Genomic DNA, 21,933 nt, shown 5'->3' on the forward strand with positions numbered 1-21,933 from the left:
GTAGCGTGGCGATCCTCATGGAACGATTCGGGTTCGTCGGCCTCCCCAACGCCGGGAAGTCATCTCTGTACAACGCCCTGGCGGGCGGTGGGGCCCTCGCCGCGCCCTACGCCTTCGCCACCACCGACCCGAACGTGGGCGTGGCCAAGGTCCCCGACAGCCGGCTCGACCGCCTGGCCGAGATGTCGGCCAGCCGCAAGGTCGTCCACGCCGCCGTCCAGTTCGTCGACATCGGCGGCCTGGTCGAGGGGGCCAGCACGGGCGAGGGCCTGGGCAACCGCTTCCTCGCCCACATCCGCGAGGTCGACGCCGTCGTCTTCCTGCTCCGGGGGTTCGTCGACACCGACGTCCCCGGCCCCGACGATCCGCTGGAGTGCCTGCGCATCCTGGAGATCGAGCTGGCCCTGGCCGACCTGGAGACGCTCGAGTCCCAGATCAGCAAGAAGCGCAAGGCGGCCCGGGTCGACAAGTCCCTCCAGGCCGAGGTGGCCGCCCTCGACGAGGCCTACGCCGTGCTCGCCGAGGGCACGCCGATCTACCGCAGCGACCTGCCCGAGAGCACCCGGGAGGCGCTGCGGCCCTGGTTCCTGCTCACCAACAAGCCGGTGATGGCGGTGGTCAACGTGGGCGAGGACGACCTCGACCGCATCGACGAGGTGGTCGCCCCCGTCGCCGCCGAGCTGAGCGGCCGGGCCGAGGTGCTGGGGATCTGCGTGGGGCTCGAGGCCGAGGCGGCCGAGCTGGTCGGCGAGGAGCGGGTCGAGATGCTCGAGGCCCTCGGCCTGGGCGAGGGGGCCCTGGAGCGGTTCGTCCACACCGCCTACGAGCTCCTCGGCCTCCGGACGTTCCTCACCACCGGGGAGAAGGAGAGCCGGGCGTGGACCTTCCGCGCCGGGTCCAAGGCCCCCCAGGCGGCAGGCCGCATCCACACCGACTTCGAGCGGGGCTTCATCCGGGCCGAGGTCATCCGGTGGGACGAGCTGCTCGAGATCGGGTCGTGGGCCAAGGCCAAGGCCGCCGGCAAGATCCGCGTCGAGGGCAAGGAGTACGTCGTCGAGGACGGCGACGTCATGGAGTTCCTCTTCAACGTCTGACCGGCCGGGCACGCTGGTGCCGTGCTGGTCGTGGACGGTCGCCGGGTCGCCCCGCTGGAGGTGGCGACCACCCGCCGGGCCCGGGGCCGGGGCCTGCTCGGGCGCGACGGCGTCGACGGGGCGCTCTGGCTGCCGGGCGTCAGCTCGGTGCACACCGTCGGGATGCGCTTCGCGCTCGACGTGGCCTGGGTCGGGCGCGACGGGCGGGTGCTGCGGGTCCGCACCCTCGCCCCCGGGCGGGTCAGCGGCTGGATGCCCCGAGCGGCGGGGGTGCTGGAGGCCGAGGCGGGCGCCTTCGCCCGCTGGGCTCTGGAGGTGGGGTCGGTCGTCGACGTTGATCGGGTCAACGGTGACGGTGGGGGAGAAGGGCGCGAGCGTCCCCGTCGTGCGTGACGACTTCCTCCGCGGCGCCCGCGCCGTCCTCGCCGCCCTGTCCGACCCGGCCGTCGCCGCGGCCTGGGACCAGCCCTCGGTCCTCGCCGACCAGACCGTCGGCGGGCTCGCCGGCCACCTCGCCCGGGGCGGGGTGTGGGTCGTGGACGACTACCTCGACCTCGACCCGCCGTCGGCGCCGAGCTTCACCGGTGTCGCCGACTACTTCACCCAGGTCGCCGCGATGGGCCCGGCCGACCACCAGGCCATCCGCGACCGGGGGGCGGCGATCGCAGCGAACGGACCGGAGGCCGTGGTCGCCCGGCTGGCCGACCGCCTCGCCGGTCTGGAGGACCGGTTGCCGGGCGAGGCGCCGGACCGGCTGCTGCCCGTCTCGGGCGGGGCCATGGCCCTCGACGCGTACCTCGGCACCCGCCTGGTCGAGCAGGTCGTGCACCTCGACGACCTGGCCCGCTCGCTGGGGGCGACCTCGTCGGCGCCGCCCGACCTCGTGGTCCGGGTCGCCCACCTCGGGCTCGCCGTCGCCGTCGAGCGCCACGGCGCCCCGCCGGTGCTGCGCCACCTGTTCCGCACCGACGTCCCTGGCCCCGCCGTCGTCCCCGTGCTCGCCTGAGCCGCGACCGCACGGATGGTGCCAGGCACCTTCCGTGTCGGCGCCACCGGTCCGCTCGTCAGGCGGTCTCGAAGCTCTCGGTCAACCAGCCCCGCACCTCGTCGTCGACCTCGTCCGGCGTCGGGAGCACCACGTACAGGACGTACCGTCGGAACTGCCGGGTGGGGGAGATGCGGCGGGCGATGCGGGGCGACTCCACGTCGTGGTCGAGGACCACCGACAGGCGGAGGTGGCCGCGGTGGGGGCGGAGCTCGGCGAAGGTGCGGTCGCGCTTGATCAGGATCCCGACCTGCGCCGCCTCCACGTCGACCTCGCCGAGGGTCTCCAGGTGGCCGACCACGGCGTCGCAGACCTGGCGCTGCACCGGGGGCCGGTCGGCGAACCACTCGTCGAGCGACACCACCGGCACGCACATGTGCGACTGGCCCGTCCGCCCGAAGGTGCGGTCGCAGGCGGGGCACGTCCAGGCCACGGCCCGATGATGGCCGAGGACCGTCGCCTCCGCTCGGGTGCCGGACCGGTGGCGTCGGGACGGCACCCGCCACACTGGCGGGATGACGAGCGACGGGCCCGCCGGCCGTCTCGTGGTCGTGGCCACCCCGATCGGCAACATGGGCGACCTCTCGCCCCGGGCCGCCGACGCCCTCCGCCACGCCGACCTGGTGTGCTGCGAGGACACCCGGCGCACGGGCCGGCTGCTCCAGCACGCGGCGGTCGCGGCACCACCGCTGCGCCGCGTCGACGCCCACACCGAGGCCGAGGCCGCCGGCGACGTCGTGGCCCGGGTCGGGCGGGGCGAGACCGTCGCCCTCGTCACCGACGCCGGGACCCCCGGCGTGTCGGACCCGGGCACGCGCGTCGTCGCCGCCGTGGTCGCCGCCGGCCTGGCCGTCGAGGTGGTCCCCGGTCCGGTGGCGGCCATCGCCGCCGTCGTGCTGAGCGGCCTGCCCACGGACCGCCTGGCCATCGACGGGTTCCTGCCCCGCGGCGGGCCCGAGCGGTCCGTCCGCCTGGCCGAGCTGGCCGTCGAGCGGCGGACGACGGCGCTGTACGAGGCGCCGGGCCGGGTCGCCGCGACCCTCGCCGAGGTGGCGGCGGCCTGCGGTGACGACCGACCGGTGGCGGTCGCCCGCGAGCTGACCAAGCTCCACGAGGAGGTGTGGCGGGGGCCGGCGGGCGAGGCGGCGGCGTGGGCCGCCGCCCACGAGGTGCGGGGCGAGGTGGTGATCGTCGTCGGCGGGGCCCCGGCCGCCGAGGGCGCCGAGGGGGACGACGCCGTGCTGGTCGCCCTGCGGGCGGCCCGGGCCCAGGGCCTGTCGCCGGGGCGGGCCGCCGCCGAGGTGGCCGCCGCCCTCGGCCGCCCCCGCCGCGAGGTCTACGCCCTGGCCCTGGCCGCCGACGAGACGTGATCCGGGACCCGCTCGAGGAGATCCTCGGGGCCTCGCTCCGAGCCGCCGACGACGCCACCGTCGACACCGTCGACGGGGGCGACCTCCGCGAGGTGCGGTTGGCCCGCCGCCGCTTCGGCGTGGCCCTGCCCCCGCCGTTCGTCGCCGTGCCGGCGGCCCCGGTCGACCTCCCGCTCCGACCGGCCGACCCCGCCGACGGCGCCGCCATCGCCGCCGTCCAGCGTCGGGCGTGGCGCCGCTCGTACCGCGGCCTGCTGTCCGACCGCTTCCTCGACGAGCTCGACTTCTCCTACCTCGGGGCCTACTGGGCCGGCCGCGCGACGGTGAGCCCCACACCCCGGCACCGCCTGCTGGTCGCCGGCGGCCGGGGCGAGGTCCACGGCGTCGTCGACGTGGGCCCGTCCCGCGACGACGACGTCGAGCCCGGCCCCGACGGCCTGCCCTCCGTCGGCGAGGTCCGCAGCCTCTACCTCGACCCCTCCGTCCAGGGGGGAGGTCTCGGATCCGCCCTCCTGGCGGCGGCGGTGGACGTGCTCGACGCCCAGGGCTCCCCCGAGGCCGTGCTCTGGGTGGTCGAGGGCAACGCCCCGGCCCGTCGGTTCTACGAGCGGTGGGGCTGGACGGCCGACGGCGGACGCAAGCTCACGCCGGTGGAGGACGAGGAGCTGACCGAGGTGCGCTACCGGCGCCCCCTCGGACGCACCGCGCCGGGGATCGGCGGCGGGAGCACGTAGCCTGGTCCGGATGGATCGGTGGGACGACGACCCCGACGGCGAGGCCGAGCGTCGGCGGCGGCGCGGGTCCGCCCGCGACGGGGAGCTCGAGCTGTCCTGGGACAGCGACCCCGACCTCTTCGCCGCCGAGCTGGAGGCCGAGGCCGACGCCCTGGCGGCCGCCGCCGAGGTCGTGCCCTTCGAGGAGCGCTACGACCCCGACGAGCTGGCCGCCATCGACGCCGGTCCCCGCCGCTCCGGCCAGCCGGTGACGACCGTGTCGCAGTGGCGCCGCCGCTCGGCCCTGGGCGCCGTGCTCACGGGCATGGCCCTCGGGCTCCAGGAGGTCTTCGACCCCGAGGAGGAGCGGTCGATCGAGATCGAGGTCGACGCCGACGGCGAGCCCCTCGACCTGCCGGTCCAGATGTTCCTCGACCCCGACTCGCCGGCCGGGAGCCTCTGCATCGTGCACGCGTCCGACAACCGGAAGCCCCCGGTGGTCTGACTTGCCCGACGCCACGCTGCGGTGGGCCGACGACCACTGCCACCTCCACCACGCCGGGCGGACCCACGTCGGCCACCAGTACGCCCCCGCCGACGAGGTGGCCGAGGTCGTCGACGCGGCCGCCGCCGTCGGCGTCGAGCGCATGATCACCGTCGGCTGCGGCGTGGCCGACTCGATCGCCGCCGCCGACGCCGCCGCCGCCCACCCGGGGCGGCTGTGGGCGACCGCAGGCGTCCACCCCCACGAGGCCCAGCACGGGATCGAGGGCCTGGAGGCGGTGCTGGGCCGGCCCGAGGTCGTGGCCGTCGGGGAGTGCGGCCTCGACTTCCACTACGACCACTCGCCCCGGGACGCCCAGCGGGACGTCTTCGCCGCCCAGATCGCCCTGGCCCACGCCCACGACCTGCCCCTGGTGATCCACACCCGGGAGGCCTGGGCCGAGACCTTCGCCATCCTCGACGCCGAGGGCACGCCGCGCCGGACCGTGTTCCACTGCTTCACCGGCGACGCCGACGACGCCCGGGGGTGCCTCGACCGGGGCGCCGTCTTGTCGATCTCGGGGCTGGTGACCTTCCCCAAGGCCGACGACATCCGGGCCGCGGTGGCCGTGGCCCCGCTCGACGCCCTCATGGTCGAGACCGACAGCCCCTTCCTCACCCCCGTGCCGCTGCGGGGCAAGCCCAACCTGCCCGGCTACCTGCCCCTCGTGGGCGAGGGCATCGCCGCCGTCAAGGGCATCGCCGTCGACGAGGTCGCCGCCACCACGTGGGCCACGACCGAGGCCTTCTACGGCCTCACCCCCTGATCGCGGCCCCGGCGCCGTGACCCTCACCCGCACCCAGGCCGTCGCCCTGCTCGAGGCCCACGGGCTGTCGCCGTCGCGGGCGCTGGGCCAGAACTTCGTGGTCGACCCGAACACGGTCCGCCGGATCGCCCGCCTGGCCGACGTCGGCCCCGGCGACCACGTCGTGGAGATCGGCGCCGGCCTGGGGTCGCTGACCCTCGCCCTGGCCGCCACCGGAGCCGCCGTCACCGCCGTGGAGATCGACCGGCACGTGACGCCCGTGCTGCGCACCGTCGTGGCCGACGCCCCGCTCGTCGAGGTCGTCGAGGGCGACGCCATGGCGCTGGACTGGCCCACGGTCCTGGCCGGCGCCGAGCGGTGGGTGCTGGTCGCCAACCTGCCGTACAACGTGGCCACCCCGCTGGTGCTCGACCTGCTCGACGGGGTCCCGGCCATCGCCCGGATGCTGGTGATGGTGCAGCGCGAGGCGGGGGAGCGGCTGGCCGCCGACGTCGGCGACCCGGCCTACGGCATCCCGTCGGTCAAGGTCCGCTACTGGGCCACCGCCCGGCTCGTCGGCAAGGTCGGCCCCGACGTGTTCCTGCCCCGGCCCAAGGTCGACTCGGCCCTGGTCGCCATCGAGCGGCGGCCGGCCCCGGCGGCGGAGACCGACCCCGACCGCATGTTCGCCCTCGTCCGCGCCGGGTTCGGCCAGCGGCGCAAGATGCTGCGCCGGTCGCTCGCCGGCCTCGTCGCCCCCGAGGCGTTCGTCGCCGCCGGCGTGCGTCCCGAGGCCCGGGCCGAGGAGCTCGACGTCGAGGCCTGGGCCCGCCTCGCCTCCGCCTGACCCTCCGCCTCCGCACGACCCGCAGGTGGGGGGACAGGTGTTCGCTAGGGTGCACGACCATGCCGGTGCCGGAGACGCTCAGCCGGGCCCAGGCCCGTCGCATCGCCCTCGCCGCCCAGGGGTTCACCGATCCCCGCACCGGGCTGCACGGCCGGCGGGTCGACCGGCGCCACGTCCACCGGGTGCTCGACCGGGTCGACCTGGTCCAGATCGACTCGGTGAACGTCTGCGTGCGCAGCCAGGAGATGCCCCTGTTCTCCCGGCTGGGACCCCATCCCCGCGACCTCTGGCACCGCATGGGAGAGGCCCACGAGGTCTTCGAGTTCTGGGCCCACGAGGCGTCGCTGCTGCCGGTCGACCACTGGCCGCTGATGCAGTGGGCCATGGCGTCGGGGCGGATGTGGGGCGGGTCGCGCAACGTGGCCGAGACCCGGCCCGACTACGTCGAGGCAGTGTTCGAGGAGGTGCAGGACCGGGGCCCGCTCACCGCCGGCCAGCTCTCGGACCCGGGCCCGAAGCAGAAGGGCATGTGGGAGCGCTCCGACGGCAAGAAGGCGCTCGAGTACCTCTTCGGCATCGGGCGCATCACCGGCCGGCGGGACCCGAGCACCTTCGCCCGGGTCTACGACACGGTGGAGCGGTCGATCCCCGCCGACGTCCTCGCCCGGCCGGCGCTCTCCGAGCCCGACGCCCGGCGCGAGCTGATCGACCGGGCGGCTCGGGCCAACGGCCTCGCCACCGAGCGCTGCCTCACCGACTACCACCGGCTCAACGGGCCCAAGACCCGGCCCCACATCGCCGAGCTGGTCGAGGAGGGCCGGCTGATCCCGGTCACCGTCGAGGGCTGGCCCCGGACGACCTACCTGCACGTCGACGCGACCCTGCCCCGCTGGGTCCGGGCCCGGGCCCTGCTGACGCCGTTCGACTCGCTGGTCTGGGAGCGGCGCCGGCTCGAGGAGCTGTTCGACTTCCACTACCGCATCGAGATCTACGTGCGGCCCGAGGACCGGGTGCACGGGTACTACGTGATGCCCTTCCTGCTCGGCGACCGCATGGTGGCCCGGGTGGACCTGAAGTCGGACCGTCCCGTGTCGACCCTGCGGGTCCAGTCCGCCCACCGGGAGCCGGGCACGATCGAGGCCGACGTGGCCGAGGCCCTCGCCGCCGAGCTGGCCCTCATGGCCGGTTGGCTGGGCCTCGAGCAGGTGGCCGTCGAGCCCCGGGGCGACCTGGCCCCCGCGCTCCGGGCCGCCGTCGCCGCCACCCCCGTCGACGGCTGACCGCAGCCCGGCGCCCTGACCGCCGACCCGTGCCGGGCACCGGTCGGCGGTCGGCGGTCGGCGAGGTCAGGCCCCGCCGGGGGTGGCCACCTCGCGGCCCAGGACGGCCCGGTCGAGCTTCTGCATCGACGTGAGCGGGAGCTCGTCGCGCACGACGAGGCCCTCGGGCAGCTTGTGGCGGGCCAGCTCGTCGGCGGCGAAGCCCCGCAGCTCCTCGAGCGTCGGGGGCCGGGTCGGGTCGTGGGGCACCACCACGGCCACGCCGACCTCGCCCATCACGTCGTCGGGGCGGGCGACGACGGCGACCTGGGCCACCCCGGGGTGCCGGCCGAGCACGGCCTCGACCTCCTGGGGGTGGACGTTGTAGCCGCCCCGGATGAACATCTCGGACCGCCGTCCGGTGAGGACGAGGCAGCCGGCGGCGTCGGGTCCGAGGGTGCCGTCGGGGGGCTCGATGCGCCCGAGGTCGCCGGTGCGGATCCAGCCTCCGGGGGCGCGCAGGGCCGTGGTGGCCTCGGCGTCGTGCAGGTACCCGTCGGTGGCGGCGTCGGAGCGGAGCCACACCTCACCGACCTCGCCGGGGGGCAGGGGGCGGCCGTCGTCGTCGTGCACGGCCACCTCGATCCCGCCCCTCGTGCGTCCCACGGTGTGGAGGGCCTCGGCGTCGGGGGCGTCGAACGCGGTGCCGGTGCCGACCCCGCCGGACTCGGTCGACGAGTAGCGGATCGAGTAGCCGGCGCCGAAGCGGCGGCGGGCCTCCTCGACCAGCGCCGGGGGCGATGGGCCGCCGCCGACGATGAGGGCCCGGACCGACGACAGGTCCCGCTGGTCGAAGGCGGGGTCGCGGAGCAGGAGGGCGATCTGCGGCGCCACCCCGCCGAGGGCCGGCAGCCCGACCCGCTCGACCAGGTCGAGGACGTCGGAGGCGCGCCAGCGGTCGAGGAGGTGCGTGGTGGTCCCGGTGCGGAGGTACCAGGCCAGCTTGGTCGTGAACCCGACGTGGGCCATCTGGGTCGCGGCCAGCATCGGGGTGGGCGGGGCCGCCGGGTCGCCCCAGGCAGAGCCGGTGTCGATGCGGGCCACGGCGGCGATGTGGCGGTCCCGGAAGACGGCGCCCTTGGGGCGCCCGGTCGTGCCCGAGGTGAAGACGACGGCGGCGAGGCGCTCGGGGTCGGCGGCCGGCGCAGGTGGGGACAGGTCGACGCCGGCGGCCTCCAGCGCGCCGACCTCGTCGGCGTGCTCGACGACCAGCGCCGGCTCGGCCAGGTCCAGGCAGGCCTGCTGCTCGGCGGCGGCCAGGCGGGGGTTGACGCCGGCCGTGGCCGGACCGGCCTTGGCGCAGGCGACCGCCAGCACCACCCAGGCGACGCCGGAGTCGAGCGTCAGCGCGACGACGTCGTCGCGCGCAAGCCCCCGAGCCGCCAGACCGGCGGCGACCGCGTCGGAGCGTCGGTCCAGCTCGGCGTAGGTCGTCGGTCGCCCCTCGGCGTCGACGAACGCCGGCCGGTCCCCGAAGCGGACGGCCGCCTCCCGGACCGTCTCAGCGAGCACGGTCCTGGTCCGTTCTGTCGCGCTGAGCGCTCACCTGCGAGCGCTGGCCGCGACAGAAGGAAGCAGCCGGGCCGCGGCTCCGTTCTGTCGCGCTGAGCGCTCATCGGTGAGCGCTGGCCGCGACAGAACGGAGGGGGACGGGTCAGCGAGCACGGGTGATCAGCGGTCGCGGGGGACGATGCGCTCGCCCTGGAACACCTTCTGGCCCTCGGCCAGGGCCTCCTCGCTCATGCCCAGGTTGAGCAGCGGCCCGCCCAGCGCCAGCGCCTGCTGGCGGGTGAGCTCGCGGCCCGCCCACAGGGTGCGGAGGGTGGCCTGGATCGCCGACGGCGGGGCCGAGGCGATGGCGGCGGCCGCCCACCCGGCGGCGGCGTCGAGGGCGGCGGCGTCGGCCACCACCTCGGAGACCACGCCGATCTCGTGGGCCCGCCGCGCCGTCATCCGCTCGTGGTTGCCCAGCAGCGTCATCCGCAGGACCTCGCCGAAGGGCATGCCCCGGTGGAGCATCAGCAGCGGCTCGTAGACCGCCGGCATGCCGTAGGTGACGTGGGGGTCGAAGAACCGCGACGCCTCGGTGGCGATGATGAAGTCGACCTCGCCGAGGAGGTAGAAGGCGCCGCCGCAGGCGATGCCGTCGACGGCGGCGATGACCGGCTTCCACAGCTCGTTGCTCTTGGGGCCCAGCTGCTGGCCCGGGTCGTCGTAGGTGTAGGGCGAGAAGGCGTACTCGGCGCCGCCCTCGGCGGGGACGAAGTCCCGGTCGATGCCGGTGCAGAAGGCCTTGCCCCCCTCGGCCCCGAGCACGATGCAGCGGACGTCGTCGTCGGTCCGCAGCCGGCGCCACAGGGCCTGGAGCTCGTCGCACATGACCTGGTCGAAGGCGTTGTAGCGGTCGGGCCGGTTCAGGCGGACCCAGCCCACGCCGTCGGCGACGCGCCAGGTGAGGGTGGTCGGCTCGGGGTCGGTCGGCACGGCTGGCGACGCTAGTGCGCAGGTCGCGGGGTCGACGGCGTCCGACGTGACCTTCGTCGCTGCGCCTCTCGGCATCGCTTGGCCCTCGCCGGGCGGGGCAGGTGGCGCCGATGGATGGATACGCCCTCGCCCTGACCGCTGTGGGCGCCGCCGTCCTCGGGGCCAGCCTCCTGCCCCTCGTCCTCGCCGGCCGGCCGCTGTCGTTCCCCATGGTCTACGTGGGCGCCGGGATGATCCTGTTCCTCCTCCCCATCGACCTGCCCACCGCCGACCCGCTCGCCGAGGGCGACCTGGTCGAGCGGCTGGCCGAGCTCACGGTCATCGTCTCGCTGATGGGCGCCGGGCTCCAGCTCGACCGCCCCTTCGGCTGGCGGAGCTGGCGGATCACGTGGCGGTTGCTCGCCATCACCATGCCGGTGACGATCGGCGCCATCGCCCTGCTGGGCTGGTGGGCACTGGGCCTGGCCCCGGCCGCCGCCCTCCTCCTCGGCGCCGCCATCGCCCCGACCGACCCGGTCCTCGCCAGCGACGTCCAGGTCGGACCGCCCAGCTCGGGCGAGGAGAGCGAGGTCCGGTTCTCGCTGACCTCGGAGGCGGGGCTGAACGACGGCCTGGCCTTCCCGTTCACCAACGCCGCCATCGCCGCCGCCGGGGCGGCGACGCTCGGCGACTGGGTCGGAGGCTGGCTGCTCGAGGACGTGCTCCTCAAGATCGCCGTCGGGCTGGTGGGCGGCTACCTCGGTGGCCGGGTCGTGGGGTGGGTCGTGTTCCGCCTGCCCTCGGAGCGCAAGGTGGCCGAGACCACCGAGGGGTTCGTGGCCGTGGCCGCCACGCTGCTCGTGTACGGCGCGACCGAGCTGGCCCACGGCTACGGCTTCCTCGCCGTCTTCGTCGGCGCGACCGTCCTGCGGGACCACGAGCGCGACCACGAGTACCACGAGGTGCTCCACGCGTCGGCCGAGGGCGTCGAGCGGCTCCTCAGCGGCGCCCTGCTGGTCCTCCTCGGCGGGGCCATCATCGACGGGGCGTTCGCCTCCCTCGGCTGGCGGGAGGCGGCCGTCGGCCTGGCCATCGTCGTCCTCGTCCGCCCCCTCGCCGGCTGGCTCGGCCTCGTCCGGGCCGGGCTCCCGACCGGGGAGCGATGGGCGATCTCGTTCTTCGGGATCCGGGGGATCGGCTCGGTGTACTACCTGGCCCACGCCATCAACGAGGAGAGTGCCCTCCCCAGCGGCGAGCGCCTGTGGGCCGTCGCCGCCTTCGTGATCCTGGTGTCGGTGGTGCTCCACGGGGCCAGCGCGGCCCCCGCCCTGCGCCGCATCGACGCCTGACGGAGGCCGGTCCGGCGGGCGGCCGTCAGGCCGGGGCGGCCGCGGCCGGCCGACGATCCCGGTCGAGGTCGAGGTGCAGCATGCGGATGGCGTTGCCCCGCATGATCTTGTACACCGACTCCTCGTCGAGGCCCTCCATGAACCCGGTGGCGATCTCCTTAGTGTCGGGCCAGGTCGAGTCGGTGTGGGGGTAGTCGGTCTCGAAGGTGATGTTGTCGACCCCGACGACGTCGATGCTGTCGATCCCGTGCTGGTCGCGGAAGAAGCAGCCGAACATGTTCCGGTAGTAGTAGGTGCTCGGCGGCTCGGGGATCAGGTCCTTGACCCCGCCCCACGCCCGGTGCTCCCTCCACACGTCGTCGACCCGCTCGAGGATGTAGGGGATCCAGCCGATCTGGCCCTCGGAGTAGGCGAGCTTGAGGTCGGGGAACTTCACCAGGTTGCCGCTGAAGAGCCAGTCGCTCATCGAGGCCATGGCGTTGTTGAAGCTGAGCGAGGCGGCCACGGCGACGGGCGCGTCGGGTGACGTGGCCGGCATCCGCGACGACGACCCGATGTGCATGTTCATGGTGGTCTCGGTGTCCTCGCAGGCGGCGAAGAACGGGTCCCAGAACCCGCTGTGGATCGACGGCAGGCCCAGGTGCGACGGGACCTCGCTGAAGCAGACGGCGTGCACGCCGCGCTCGGCGTTGCGGCGGACCTCGGCGGCGGCCAGGTCGGCGTCCCACAGGGGGATGATGATGAGCGGGATCAGGGCGCCCCCGGAGTCGCCGCACCACTCCTCGACCATCCAGTCGTTGTAGGCCTTGATGCAGGCCAGACCGAGGTCGTGGTCCTTGGCCTCGGTGAAGGTCTGGCCGCAGAAGCGCGGCAGCGTCGGGAAGCAGAGCGAGGCCTCGACGTGGTTGATGACCTGGTCCTCGATGCGGGCCTTGGGCTCGTAGCAGCCGGGCCGCATCTCCTCGTAGGTCATGGGGGTCATCGTCATCTCGTCGCGGCTGTAGCCGACGGCGGCGACGTGGCGCTTGTGGATGTAGACGAGGTCCTCGAACACCCAGCAGTCGGCCGGGCGGCCGTCGTCGGTGAACTCCTGCTCGTAGGTGCCACCGCCGATGTGCTTCATGCCCCCGACCTTGCGTCGCTCGATCTTCGGCCCGCGGTCGCGGTACTTCTCGGGCAGCCACGTCTCCCAGACGTGGGCCGGCTCGACCACGTGATCGTCGACGCTGATGATCTTGGGGAGCTCGGCCATGGTGTCCTCCGGGGGAGCGCGCCCGAATCTGACGGGTCGTCAGATCTTACCCCTGGGAGACCATCGGAGCCGCACGGGGCGGAACCGACCCTTGGCCCGCTCGGCTCCGCCTCGCCGGGCGTAGGTTCCCGGCGTGAAGCTCGGGATCACCTTCGGCCAGCTCAACCCTGCGTTCTTCGAGGAGGTGGCGGTGGCGGCCGACGCCCGGGGCTTCGAGTCGGCGTGGCTGCCCGAGCACCTGGTCTTCCCGATCCGGGTCGAGGGCCAGCTGATCCCGGGCGAGGACCACCCGCCGGTGCCGCCGACGGTCCCGATCTTCGACGCCTGCGCCTACCTCTCGTACCTGGCGGCCCGCACCTCCACCATCCGGCTGGGCACCTTCGTGTACCTGCTGGGCATCCGCCACCCGTTCGTCGGCGCCCGCGGCTTCGCCACGCTGGACATCGTCGGCGGTGGCCGGGCGATCTGTGGGGTGGGGGCCGGATGGCTGAGGCCGGAGTGGGACGCCGTGGGCATCGACCCTGCGACCCGTGGCGCCCGCCTCGACGAGGCCATCGACGTGGTGCGGCGGCTCTGGACCGAGCCCGAGATCGCCCACGAGGGGCCCCACTTCCCGTTCGAGCCGGTGGCCTTCGAGCCCAAGCCGGTGCAGGCGGGGGGCATCCCGATCCACGTCGGCGGCGAGTCCCGACGGGCGCTGCGCCGGGCGGCGGAGCGGGGCGACGGGTGGCTCGGCATGCAGCACACACCCGCGTCGGCGGCGGCTCAGGTCGACGTGCTGCGTCGGCTGGCCGACACCGCCGGGCGCGACCCGGCGGCGATCGAGGTGACGGTGATGGGCGAGGTCGCCGGCCCCGACGACGTGGCCCGCTACGCCGCCGCGGGGGTCGATCGCCTCATCGTCACCCCGTGGCGCCGCAGCCGGGAGGCGGTCGACGCCCTCCACCGCCTGGCCGACGCCGTCCCCGAGGACCTCACGCCGCGACCGTGAGCGGCAGGTAGGCCGACCGCTGGGTGTCGGCGGCGGCCGCCATCGGCCGTTCGTGGTGCGGATCCGGGCCCTCGGGTGCACGAGCGGTACCGAGAACGGCCTCGACCGACACCTGACGGGGCGTCAGGTAGCGTCCCGGGCGATGCCCGTGGACCTGTCCGACCTGGTGCGACCGGCGCGCTGCGCGGTGGTGACGTCCGAGATCCAGGGCGGCGTGGTGGGCGAGCGGTCGGCGCTCCCGGAGCTGGCCGCCGCGGCCCGGCCGATGGTCGACGCCGTGGCCCGGCTGTGCGCCGCAGCCCGGGCCGCCGACGTCGCCGTGGTCCACGGCACCGCCGCCCGGCGGGAGGACGGGCGCGGGTCGAACACGAACGCCCGCCTGTTCGCCGGGGTGCGCAAGAGCCCGGTCGGCCTCGTCCCCGGGAGCCCCGAGGCTACCGTCGTGCCCGAGCTGGGCCCCGAGCCGTCCGACATCGTGCTGACCCGCCTCCACGGCCTGTCACCGATGGCCGGCACCGACCTCGACGCCGTGCTCCGCAACCTCGGCGTGACGACGATCGTGGTCACCGGGGTGTCGGTCAACGTGGCCGTGACCAACCTGGTGATGGATGCGGTGAACGCCGGCTACCAGGTCGTCGTGCCGCGCGACGGCGTCACCGGGATCCCGCAGGCCTACGCCGACTCCGTCCTCGACGGCACCATCGCCCTGCTCGCCACCCTCACCACGGTCGACGAGCTCATCGCCGCCTGGAAGGACCCCGCCTCGTGAGCGAGCACGCCAGCATCCCCGCCGCCCTCGTCGCCACCGCCGACCGGTACCCGGACGGCGAGGCCATCGTCGACGGAGAGCACCGGCTCACCTGGCGGGAGCTGGCCGACCAGGTCGACCAGGCGGCCCGCGCCTTCGTGGCCGCCGGCCTGGAGCCGGGCGACCGGGTCGGCCTGTGGGCGCCGAACTGCTGGGAGTGGGTCGTCGCCGTGGTCGGCCTCCAGGCCGCCGGTGGCGTGGTCGTCCCGCTCAACTCCCGCTACAAGGGCGGCGAGGCGGCGTGGATCCTGACCCGCAGCCGGGCCCGCCTCCTCGTCACCGTCGACGGGTTCCTCGGCAACGGCTACGTCGGCATGCTCGACGGCCAGGACCTGCCCCACCTCGAGCGGATCGTCGTGCTCCGCGACCCGGCCCCGCCCAGCGACACGCCGACCCAGGCGTGGGACGCCTTCCTCGCCGCCGGGGCGGGGGTCCCGGACGACGAGATCGCCGGGCGCCGCGACGCCCTCACCCCCGACACGATCAACGACATCATCTTCACCTCGGGGACGACCGGGCGGCCCAAGGGCGTCCTCACCACCCACGGCCAGGCGCTCCGCGGCTTCACGGTGTGGGCCGAGCTGGCCGGGCTCTCCGCCGACGATCGCTACCTGCTCGTCAACCCCTTCTTCCACAGCTTCGGGTACCGGGCGGGCATCGTGGCGTGCATCCTCACCGGGGCGACGATGGTGCCGCTGCCGGTGTTCGACGTCGATGCCGTCATGCGCACGATCGCCGACGAGCGCATCACGATCTTCCCGGGCCCGCCGGCGCTGTACCAGTCGATGCTGAACCACCCGGATCGGGCGTCGCTGCGGTCCGACAGCCTGCGCATCGCCGTCACCGGCGCCGCCCCCGTGCCCGTCAGCCTGATCAAGCGGATGGAGGACGACCTCGGCTTCGACGCCGTCCTCACCGCCTACGGGCTCAGCGAGACGACCGGCATCGTGTCGATGTGCCGCCAGGACGACGACCCCGAGACGATCTCCACCAGCTCGGGGCGGGCGATCCCCGGCGTCGAGGTGCGGATCGTCGCCGACGACGGGACCGAGGTGCCGCGAGGGCAGCCGGGCGAGATCGTCGTGCGGGGCTTCAACGTGATGCAGGGGTACTTCGAGGACCCCGAGAAGACGGCCGAGGCCATCGACGCCGACGGCTGGCTCCACACCGGCGACGTCGGGACCATGGACGAGCGCGGCTACATCGACATCACCGACCGCACGAAGGACATGTTCATCTGCGGCGGGTTCAACGCGTACCCCGCCGAGATCGAGTCGATGCTCTCCGAGCACCCCGCCGTCGCCCAGGCCGCGGTGGTCGGGGTGCCCGACGAGCGGCTCGGCGAGGTCGGGTTCGCCTGGCTGGTGCCGGCCACCGGCGCCGACCCTCCGAGCGAGGACGAGGTCGTGGCCTGGTCCCGCGAGCGCATGGCCAACTTCAAGGCCCCCCGTCACGTGCGGTGGGTCGGCGCGCTCCCCCTGAACCCATCGGGCAAGATCCAGAAGTTCATCCTCCGCGACGACGCCGTCGCCGCGCTGGGTGGTCCCACCCCCGAGCCCGGAGCGTCGTCGTGATCGCACAGCTGTTGCCCGAGGTCACCGCCGCCGACGTGGCCGCCGCCGACTCCGTCTCGACCGGCATGCTCATCCTCCGCGTGATCGTCGGCGTGACGTTCGCGGCCCACGGCTACTTCAAGTACTTCAAGGGCGGGAAGATCGCCGGCACCGCCCGCTGGTTCGACTCCATGGGCATGTGGCCCAACGGCAAGGTGCACGCCCACCTGGCCGCCCTGACCGAGCTGGTCGCCGGCATCCTCTTCGCCATCGGCCTCCTCACCCCGCTGGCCGGTGCGGCCATGGTGGGCCAGATGCTCGTCGCCGGCTACACCGCCAACCGCGACGCCGGCTTCTGGAGCGCCAACAAGGGCTGGGAGTACAACCTGGTCCTGGCGACCGTCGGCGTGGGGGTGGCGACGGTGGGGCCCGGCCGCTGGTCGGTCGACCACGCCCTCGACCTGGGCCGGGCCTTCGACCCCAACGTCGGGCTCGGCGTGTCGCTCGGGCTCGGGGTGCTCGCCGGCCTGGGCGTGATCTTGATCTGCTACCGCCCGCCCGCCCCCGAGCCCGCCGCCCCCGAGGCGCCCCCCGCCGACGCGCCGGCGCCCGGCCCGACCCCGGCAGCCGGGGACGACGGGGCCGGGGCCTGATCGCCGTGGCCGACATCGCCGCCGAGACCCCCGACGAGGCGCGCGCCGCCGACGGCCGCCGGCCGGGCCGCCGTGGGCTGGCCACCCGCCAGAAGCTCCTCGACTGCACGGCGGACATGCTCGGCGCCGGGTCGTACCGCGAGCTCAAGGTGGTCGACATCGCCCGGGCCGCGGGCACCAGCCCGGCGACCTTCTACCAGTACTTCGCCGACGTCGAGAGCGCGGTGGTCGTGCTGGCCGAGGAGATGGCGGCCCAGGGCAAGCGGTTCGCCGACCACGTCCGCACCAGCCCCTGGCGGGGCCGGAAGGGCTACGCCGCGGCCGAGGGCCTGGTCGACGAGGTCATCGAGTTCTGGGAGGAGCACCGGTCGGTGCTCCGGGTCGTCGACCTGGCCACCGACGAGGGCGACGCCCGCTTCGCCAACGTCCGGACCCGCCTGCTCAACGACCTCAACAACGCCCTGGCCGAGGCCATCGGCGAGATGAAGGCGGGTGGGCGCCTGCCCGACGACGTCGAGCCCCACGCCACCGCCGGCGTCCTCGTGTCGATGCTGGTCCACGTGGCCGCCCACCGGTACGGCTTCGAGTTCTGGGGGGTCCGCACCGCCGACCTCCGCACGTCGATGGCCCGCATCGTCTACTGGTCGATCTCGGGCCAGAAGCCCCCGAGCGCGTAGCCGTGCATCGCCGGCGCGGTCAGGGGTAGGGCGGCCGCCATGCGGTTCGGCCGAGGTGCAGACGCGACCAGCAACGTCGAGGACCGACGCACCGGCGGCCGTGCCCGCGGCGGCTTCGGCGGGGGGATGGGCGGGCTCCCGATCCCCATGGGGGGCAAGGGGGTCGGCGGCGTCGGCGGCATCATCCTCATCGTCGTGGTGACGCTGGTCATCCGCGGGATCGGCGGCGGAGGCGGCGGGGGGAGCGACATCAGCGACATCTTCTCGGCCGGCTTCCCCCAGGCGCCGACGGCCGGCGCCGGAGCCGACGGGGCGGCCACGGTCACGGCCGACGCCGACCTGCGGGAGTTCGTGGGCCAGGTGTTCAACGACGCCCAGGACTTCTGGGTGACGACCTTCCGGGAGGCCGGCGAGGACTACTCGGAGGCCACCCTGGTCCTGTTCGACACGCCCACACCGTCGGCGTGCGGCCAGGCCGTCGCCGAGATCGGGCCGCACTACTGCCCGGGCGACCAGAACGTGTTCATCGAGCTCGGGTTCATGCGCCAGCTGGGCCAGGACTTCGACGCCCCCGGCGACTTCGCCCAGGCCTACGTGGTCGCCCACGAGGTCGGCCACCACGTCCAGAACGTCCTCGGCACCAGCCGGGAGGTGGGCAGCCGGTCCGAGAGCGAACGGGTCGGCGACGAGGGCCTCTCGGTGCGGCTCGAGCTCCAGGCCGACTGCTACGCCGGCGTGTGGGCCAAGACGGTGTACGACCGGGGCCTGCTCGACCCGGGTGACACCGAGGAGGCCCTCGACGCCGCCGCCGGCGTCGGCGACGACCGCATCCAGGCCGAGGCCACCGGTCGGATCGACCGCGACAGCTGGACCCACGGCAGCAGCGAGCAGCGCCAGCGCTGGTTCCGCCAGGGCTTCGACTCCGGCCGCCCCGACTCCTGCGACACGTTCTCCGGCGACATCTGACAAACGAGAACGCGTTCTACTTGTGGGTTAGGGTCCGGCTCGTGGCGCCCGTGTTGGACCCGAGCCGGCTCGTCGTCGGGATGCAGCTCCCGATCCAGTCGCAGAGCACCGTCTACGCCGAGGGGTGGGAGGCCGGCGCCGGGGCGGCCGAGCTGGCCGCCGTGGCCACCGCCGCCGACCGGGCCGGGTTCGGCTACGTCGCCGTGTGCGACCACGCCGCCATCCCCGCCGACAAGGTCGCGGCCATGGGCGCCGAGTGGTGGGACACCGTGGCCACCCTGGCCTGGCTGGCCGGCATCACCGAGCGCACCCGGCTCCTGTCCCACGTCTTCGTGCCCGCCTACCGGCACCCGCTGGCGGTGGCCAAGGCGTGGTCGACGCTCGACGTCGTCTCCGGCGGTCGGGCCGTCATGGGGGTCGGGGCCGGTCACGTCGAGGGCGAGTTCGCGGCCCTCGGGGTGCCGTTCGCCGACCGGGGGGCGCTCCTGGACGAGGCCGTCGACGCCCTGCGGGCCTGCTTCGCCGACGAGGGCCCCCGCCACGACGGGGCGGCATGGTCCTTCTCCGGCCTGGCCCAGCGGCCCCGCCCCGTCCAGCTCGGCGGACCCCCGGTCTGGGTCGGTGGATCGTCGGCCCCCGCCGTCCGACGTGCGGCCCAGCGGGGCGACGGGTGGCTGCCGCAGGGCCCCTTCGGGCCCGACGAGGTCGCCCGCCTGCGCGACGCGCTCGTCGCCGCCGGCCGCGAGGGCGACCCGTTCGACGTCGGGGCCCTGGCCGGACCCGTCTACGTCGGCGAGCCGACGTGGGACGTCGGGCGGTGCATCTCGGGCCCCCCCGAGAAGGTGGCCCACATCCTGGCCAAGCTGGCCGGCCTGGGGGCCCTGCAGGTCCAGGTCCGGCCCCGGTCCCGCGACGTGGGGGAGATGGTCGACCAGGTCGAGCGGATCGGCGCCGAGGTCCTCCCGCTGCTGGCCGAGGTCCGCCCCCGCCCCCTCTTCGACGCAGTCTGAAGGAGCTCCGATGCTGTTCGACGGCAAGGTCGCCATCGTGTCCGGCTCGGGCCCGGGCATGGGTCGAGAGATCGCCCTGGCCCTGGCCCGCGAAGGCGCGGACGTCGCCGTGGCCGCCCGGCGCCACGACAAGGTCGCCCGCGTCGCCGAGAAGATCGAGGCGCTGGGTCGCCGGGCGCTGCCCGTGCGCTGCGACGTCACCGACCCGGACCAGTGTCGAGAGCTGGCCGACCGCACCGCCGCCGAGCTCGGTGGCATCGACGTGCTCGTCAACAACGCCTACCACGACGGCGACTTCGCCAAGGTGGTCGACGCCGACCTGAGCACCTGGCAGACCACGATCGACGTCAACCTCTTCGGCGCGGTCCACATGACCCGGGCCGTGCACCCGCACATGAAGCAGCGAGGCGGGGGCCGGATCGTCATGGTCAACACCATGTCGACCGAGCGCGTCGCCGAGGGCTTCGGCATCTACGCGGCATCGAAGTCGGCGCTCAAGTCGATCACCCGCACCCTGGCCAAGGAGCTGGGCCCCGACGGCATCCGGGTCAACGGCGTGCACCCGGGCTACATCTGGGGGCCGTCGGTGAAGTGGTACTTCGAGCAGCAGGCCGAGGAGCGGGGCATCACCCCCGAGGACGTCTACGCCGAGGTCGCCGGCCAGACCGCCCTCGGCTACATCCCCGACGCCGCCGAGATCGCCGGCGTCGTCCTCCTGCTCGCCTCCGACCTGGCCCGCTGCGTCACCGGCCAGGCCCTGGGCGCCAACGCCGGCCAGGTCTTCCACTGACAGCAGGACACGCTCCCGCCCGGGGGGTAGACCGATCCCATGGACGCCGCCATCGACATCCGTCCGACGTTCAACCCGCTGAACTTCATCGCCGCGTCGTGCCCGGTCCGGGCCCACGTCGACGGGCTGGGCCCGTTCCGCCTCGCATGGAACCGGCCCCTGCGCATCCCGGTGCCGGCGGGAGACCACATGGCGGTCGTGTGGTCGAGCTACCTGCTGTTCCGCCACCTGGGCGTCGCCCACGCCCTGGTGCACCTCGAACCCGGCCAGGTCGTGGGGCTGTCGTGGGAGATGCCGCTGACCGCCATCAGCTCCAGCTCCATGGCCGCCATCCCCGTCGGTCGACCGTTCGGCCTGGCCGTCCCGGACCTCGGCCCCCTGCCCCCGAGCCCCGGCAACCGCGTCGTGTGGCCGCCGCACCCGGTCGAGCCCCTGACCGACGTCGCCGCCGACGCCCCCGCCGGCCAGTGGGCGCCCGACCCCACGGGGCGCTTCCCCCACCGGTGGTGGGATGGGGCCCGCTGGACCGACGCCGTCTCGGACGGCGCGACCACCTCGTCCGACCCGATCTGACCCACCCCGCACGGAGAGAACGATGATCACCCTGCACGCCCTGCTGGTCCGCCGGCCCGACCTCAGCCACGACGAGTTCCTCGCCTACTGGCACGGGACCCACGGCCCCCTCATCCGGGACGACCCGGCCCTGGCCCGGCACCTGCTGAGCTACCAGCAGTTCCCGGCCACGCCCGAGGCCGGGAAGCTGGGCCTCGGCACCTACGACGGCATCACCGTGCAGACCTTCGCCGACTGGGACGCCTTCTGGGCCTTCGCCACCCAGCCCGAGTCCCAGCGCATGAACGACGACATGGCCAACTTCCTCGACGCGGACAGGCTGCAGGTCACGGTGACCGCCGACCCCGTGGTCGTCGTCTGATGGAGCTCGACTTCGACCGCCGGGTCGCCCTGGTGACCGGGGGCGGCTCGGGCATCGGGGCCGAGGTCGCCCGGCGGCTGGCGCGGGGCGGCGCCCGGGTCGCCATCCTCGACCGTCGCCCGGAGGGCGCCGCCGCCGTGGCCGAGGAGGTCGGCGGGATCGCCATCACCGGCGACGTCGCCGTCACCGCGGAGGTCGAGGCCGCCGTGGCCCAGACGGTCGAGCAGCTGGGCGAGATCGACGTCTTGATCCCCAACGCCGGCATCGGCACGGCCAAGGCATTGTGGGACTACACCGACAAGGAGTGGGACCTGCTCGTCGGGGTCAACCTCACGGGCACGTTCACCTGCCTGCGGGCCGTGATCCCCCGGATGATGGCAGGCGCCGGCGGCACCGTCGTCAACGTGGCCTCGCTGACCGGCGTCCGCCCGACGATGGGGGAGGGGCCGTACTCGGCGGCCAAGGCCGGCGTGATCGCCCTCACCATGTCGGCGGCCATGGAGGCGGCGCCCACCGTGCGGGTCAACTGCGTGGCCCCGGGCATGGTCCGCACCCCGCTCACCCGGATGGTCACCGACAACCCCACCTGGCTGGCCGGGGCCGAGGCCGGCACCCCGCTGGCCCGCATCGGCGACGCCGGCGAGGTGGCCGACGTGGTCGCGTTCCTGGCCTCGGACGCCTCCAGCTACATCACCGGCCAGACGATCGTGGTCGACGGGGGCAGCGTGCTGCCCAGCCTCCAGTCCGACGCCCTGCTGCGCGCCATCTCCGGCACGATCTGACCCTCATCGCCGGTAGGTTCGGCGCGTG

Annotated in this window: 25 protein-coding genes; 21 read left to right on the forward strand and 4 right to left on the reverse strand. The window is 74.5% G+C overall.

Going from position 1 to position 21,933, the window contains the following annotated elements:
• Positions 1–17 precede the first annotated feature (17 nt).
• The 3 genes from ychF to HC251_RS08900 are packed head-to-tail and all read left to right on the forward strand — an operon-like array spanning position 18 to position 2,100.
• A complete protein-coding gene (gene ychF / locus HC251_RS08890) occupies positions 18–1,094 on the forward strand; it encodes a redox-regulated ATPase YchF (protein ID WP_219944940.1) in 1,077 nt (358 codons plus the stop codon).
• 21 nt (positions 1,095–1,115) lie between these two features.
• Positions 1,116–1,487 (forward strand): DUF192 domain-containing protein, encoded by a 372-nt coding sequence (locus HC251_RS08895; RefSeq protein ID WP_219944941.1) that lies wholly within the window; start codon positions 1,116–1,118, stop codon positions 1,485–1,487.
• Positions 1,480–2,100: a maleylpyruvate isomerase family mycothiol-dependent enzyme gene (locus tag HC251_RS08900; RefSeq protein ID WP_219944942.1), complete on the forward strand. Its 621-nt coding sequence runs from the start codon at positions 1,480–1,482 to the stop codon at positions 2,098–2,100. Before HC251_RS08895 ends, HC251_RS08900 begins: the two co-directional genes overlap by 8 nt.
• A 58-nt stretch (positions 2,101–2,158) precedes the next feature.
• Here HC251_RS08900 and HC251_RS08905 read toward each other — a convergent pair whose 3' ends face one another.
• Positions 2,159–2,572: a DUF5655 domain-containing protein gene (locus HC251_RS08905; protein WP_219944943.1), complete on the reverse strand. Its 414-nt coding sequence runs from the start codon at positions 2,570–2,572 to the stop codon at positions 2,159–2,161.
• Positions 2,573–2,654: 82 nt separating this feature from the next.
• Between HC251_RS08905 and rsmI the strand changes: the two genes are divergently transcribed.
• From rsmI to HC251_RS08935, 6 genes are read left to right on the forward strand one after another with little or no spacing between them, the layout of a single operon-like run.
• On the forward strand, positions 2,655–3,509 hold the full coding sequence (gene rsmI, locus HC251_RS08910; RefSeq protein WP_219944944.1) for a 16S rRNA (cytidine(1402)-2'-O)-methyltransferase: 855 nt from the start codon (positions 2,655–2,657) through the stop codon (positions 3,507–3,509).
• Positions 3,506–4,243 carry a GNAT family N-acetyltransferase gene (locus HC251_RS08915; protein ID WP_219944945.1) on the forward strand — a complete coding sequence of 246 codons (738 nt, stop codon included), beginning with the start codon at positions 3,506–3,508 and terminating at the stop codon, positions 4,241–4,243. Before rsmI ends, HC251_RS08915 begins: the two co-directional genes overlap by 4 nt.
• A 10-nt stretch (positions 4,244–4,253) precedes the next feature.
• Positions 4,254–4,727 (forward strand): hypothetical protein, encoded by a 474-nt coding sequence (locus HC251_RS08920; RefSeq protein WP_219944946.1) that lies wholly within the window; start codon positions 4,254–4,256, stop codon positions 4,725–4,727.
• Position 4,728: 1 nt separating this feature from the next.
• Positions 4,729–5,532, forward strand: a complete 804-nt coding sequence (locus HC251_RS08925) for a TatD family hydrolase (RefSeq protein ID WP_219944947.1) — start codon at positions 4,729–4,731, stop codon at positions 5,530–5,532.
• A 16-nt stretch (positions 5,533–5,548) separates the two neighbouring features.
• On the forward strand, positions 5,549–6,358 hold the full coding sequence (gene rsmA, locus HC251_RS08930) for a 16S rRNA (adenine(1518)-N(6)/adenine(1519)-N(6))-dimethyltransferase RsmA (protein WP_219944948.1): 810 nt from the start codon (positions 5,549–5,551) through the stop codon (positions 6,356–6,358).
• Positions 6,359–6,417: 59 nt separating this feature from the next.
• Positions 6,418–7,638 (forward strand): winged helix-turn-helix domain-containing protein, encoded by a 1,221-nt coding sequence (locus tag HC251_RS08935; protein ID WP_219944949.1) that lies wholly within the window; start codon positions 6,418–6,420, stop codon positions 7,636–7,638.
• Between the two features lie 66 nt (positions 7,639–7,704).
• Here the strand turns inward: HC251_RS08935 and HC251_RS08940 are convergent, their stop codons facing one another.
• Together HC251_RS08940 and HC251_RS08945 are read right to left on the reverse strand one after the other, a co-directional pair.
• Positions 7,705–9,189 carry a class I adenylate-forming enzyme family protein gene (locus tag HC251_RS08940; protein ID WP_219944950.1) on the reverse strand — a complete coding sequence of 495 codons (1,485 nt, stop codon included), beginning with the start codon at positions 9,187–9,189 and terminating at the stop codon, positions 7,705–7,707.
• A 159-nt stretch (positions 9,190–9,348) separates the two neighbouring features.
• Complete coding sequence (locus tag HC251_RS08945; protein ID WP_255566648.1) at positions 9,349–10,161, reverse strand: enoyl-CoA hydratase/isomerase family protein; 813 nt, start codon at positions 10,159–10,161, stop codon at positions 9,349–9,351.
• 110 nt (positions 10,162–10,271) lie between these two features.
• Between HC251_RS08945 and HC251_RS08950 the strand changes: the two genes are divergently transcribed.
• Positions 10,272–11,489: a sodium:proton antiporter gene (locus HC251_RS08950; RefSeq protein WP_219944952.1), complete on the forward strand. Its 1,218-nt coding sequence runs from the start codon at positions 10,272–10,274 to the stop codon at positions 11,487–11,489.
• A gap of 25 nt (positions 11,490–11,514) precedes the next feature.
• Here the strand turns inward: HC251_RS08950 and HC251_RS08955 are convergent, their stop codons facing one another.
• Positions 11,515–12,741, reverse strand: coding sequence for an amidohydrolase family protein (locus HC251_RS08955; RefSeq protein WP_219944953.1), 1,227 nt, complete (start codon positions 12,739–12,741; stop codon positions 11,515–11,517).
• A gap of 133 nt (positions 12,742–12,874) precedes the next feature.
• Between HC251_RS08955 and HC251_RS08960 the strand changes: the two genes are divergently transcribed.
• From HC251_RS08960 to HC251_RS09010, 11 genes are all read left to right on the forward strand, one after another.
• Positions 12,875–13,732 (forward strand): TIGR03619 family F420-dependent LLM class oxidoreductase, encoded by an 858-nt coding sequence (locus HC251_RS08960; RefSeq protein WP_219944954.1) that lies wholly within the window; start codon positions 12,875–12,877, stop codon positions 13,730–13,732.
• 142 nt (positions 13,733–13,874) lie between these two features.
• Complete coding sequence (locus tag HC251_RS08965) at positions 13,875–14,501, forward strand: cysteine hydrolase family protein (protein ID WP_219944955.1); 627 nt, start codon at positions 13,875–13,877, stop codon at positions 14,499–14,501.
• On the forward strand, positions 14,498–16,114 hold the full coding sequence (locus HC251_RS08970) for a FadD3 family acyl-CoA ligase (protein WP_255566649.1): 1,617 nt from the start codon (positions 14,498–14,500) through the stop codon (positions 16,112–16,114). Before HC251_RS08965 ends, HC251_RS08970 begins: the two co-directional genes overlap by 4 nt.
• Before the next feature lie 65 nt (positions 16,115–16,179).
• Positions 16,180–16,746, forward strand: a complete 567-nt coding sequence (locus HC251_RS08975; RefSeq protein ID WP_370651287.1) for a DoxX family protein — start codon at positions 16,180–16,182, stop codon at positions 16,744–16,746.
• Positions 16,747–16,751: 5 nt separating this feature from the next.
• Entirely contained in the window at positions 16,752–17,423 is a 672-nt protein-coding gene (locus HC251_RS08980; protein WP_219944957.1) for a TetR family transcriptional regulator, read from the forward strand.
• A 39-nt stretch (positions 17,424–17,462) separates the two neighbouring features.
• On the forward strand, positions 17,463–18,389 hold the full coding sequence (locus HC251_RS08985) for a neutral zinc metallopeptidase (protein ID WP_219944958.1): 927 nt from the start codon (positions 17,463–17,465) through the stop codon (positions 18,387–18,389).
• A gap of 41 nt (positions 18,390–18,430) precedes the next feature.
• Positions 18,431–19,399 carry a TIGR03619 family F420-dependent LLM class oxidoreductase gene (locus tag HC251_RS08990; protein ID WP_219944959.1) on the forward strand — a complete coding sequence of 323 codons (969 nt, stop codon included), beginning with the start codon at positions 18,431–18,433 and terminating at the stop codon, positions 19,397–19,399.
• Between the two features lie 10 nt (positions 19,400–19,409).
• Positions 19,410–20,189, forward strand: a complete 780-nt coding sequence (locus HC251_RS08995) for an SDR family oxidoreductase (protein ID WP_219944960.1) — start codon at positions 19,410–19,412, stop codon at positions 20,187–20,189.
• A gap of 39 nt (positions 20,190–20,228) precedes the next feature.
• Entirely contained in the window at positions 20,229–20,762 is a 534-nt protein-coding gene (locus HC251_RS09000; RefSeq protein ID WP_219944961.1) for a DUF2510 domain-containing protein, read from the forward strand.
• Positions 20,763–20,784: 22 nt separating this feature from the next.
• Positions 20,785–21,123, forward strand: a complete 339-nt coding sequence (locus HC251_RS09005) for an EthD domain-containing protein (protein ID WP_219944962.1) — start codon at positions 20,785–20,787, stop codon at positions 21,121–21,123.
• Positions 21,123–21,905, forward strand: coding sequence for an SDR family NAD(P)-dependent oxidoreductase (locus HC251_RS09010; protein ID WP_219944963.1), 783 nt, complete (start codon positions 21,123–21,125; stop codon positions 21,903–21,905). Before HC251_RS09005 ends, HC251_RS09010 begins: the two co-directional genes overlap by 1 nt.
• Positions 21,906–21,933 lie beyond the last annotated feature (28 nt).

The sequence above is a fragment of the Iamia sp. SCSIO 61187 genome (assembly GCF_019443745.1).
In the GTDB taxonomy this organism is placed as follows: domain Bacteria; phylum Actinomycetota; class Acidimicrobiia; order Acidimicrobiales; family Iamiaceae; genus Iamia.

Coding starts and splice junctions, on each gene's coding strand:
- ychF (WP_219944940.1), top strand. CDS start 18: ATGGAACGATTCGGGTTCGTCGGCCTCCCCAACGCCGGGAAGTCATCT.
- rsmI (WP_219944944.1), top strand. CDS start 2,655: ATGACGAGCGACGGGCCCGCCGGCCGTCTCGTGGTCGTGGCCACCCCG.
- HC251_RS08920 (WP_219944946.1), top strand. CDS start 4,254: ATGGATCGGTGGGACGACGACCCCGACGGCGAGGCCGAGCGTCGGCGG.
- HC251_RS08935 (WP_219944949.1), top strand. CDS start 6,418: ATGCCGGTGCCGGAGACGCTCAGCCGGGCCCAGGCCCGTCGCATCGCC.
- HC251_RS08950 (WP_219944952.1), top strand. CDS start 10,272: ATGGATGGATACGCCCTCGCCCTGACCGCTGTGGGCGCCGCCGTCCTC.
- HC251_RS08955 (WP_219944953.1), bottom strand. CDS start 12,741: ATGGCCGAGCTCCCCAAGATCATCAGCGTCGACGATCACGTGGTCGAG.
- HC251_RS08965 (WP_219944955.1), top strand. CDS start 13,875: ATGCCCGTGGACCTGTCCGACCTGGTGCGACCGGCGCGCTGCGCGGTG.
- HC251_RS08975 (WP_370651287.1), top strand. CDS start 16,180: ATGCTCATCCTCCGCGTGATCGTCGGCGTGACGTTCGCGGCCCACGGC.
- HC251_RS08985 (WP_219944958.1), top strand. CDS start 17,463: ATGCGGTTCGGCCGAGGTGCAGACGCGACCAGCAACGTCGAGGACCGA.
- HC251_RS08995 (WP_219944960.1), top strand. CDS start 19,410: ATGCTGTTCGACGGCAAGGTCGCCATCGTGTCCGGCTCGGGCCCGGGC.
- HC251_RS09000 (WP_219944961.1), top strand. CDS start 20,229: ATGGACGCCGCCATCGACATCCGTCCGACGTTCAACCCGCTGAACTTC.
- HC251_RS09005 (WP_219944962.1), top strand. CDS start 20,785: ATGATCACCCTGCACGCCCTGCTGGTCCGCCGGCCCGACCTCAGCCAC.
- HC251_RS09010 (WP_219944963.1), top strand. CDS start 21,123: ATGGAGCTCGACTTCGACCGCCGGGTCGCCCTGGTGACCGGGGGCGGC.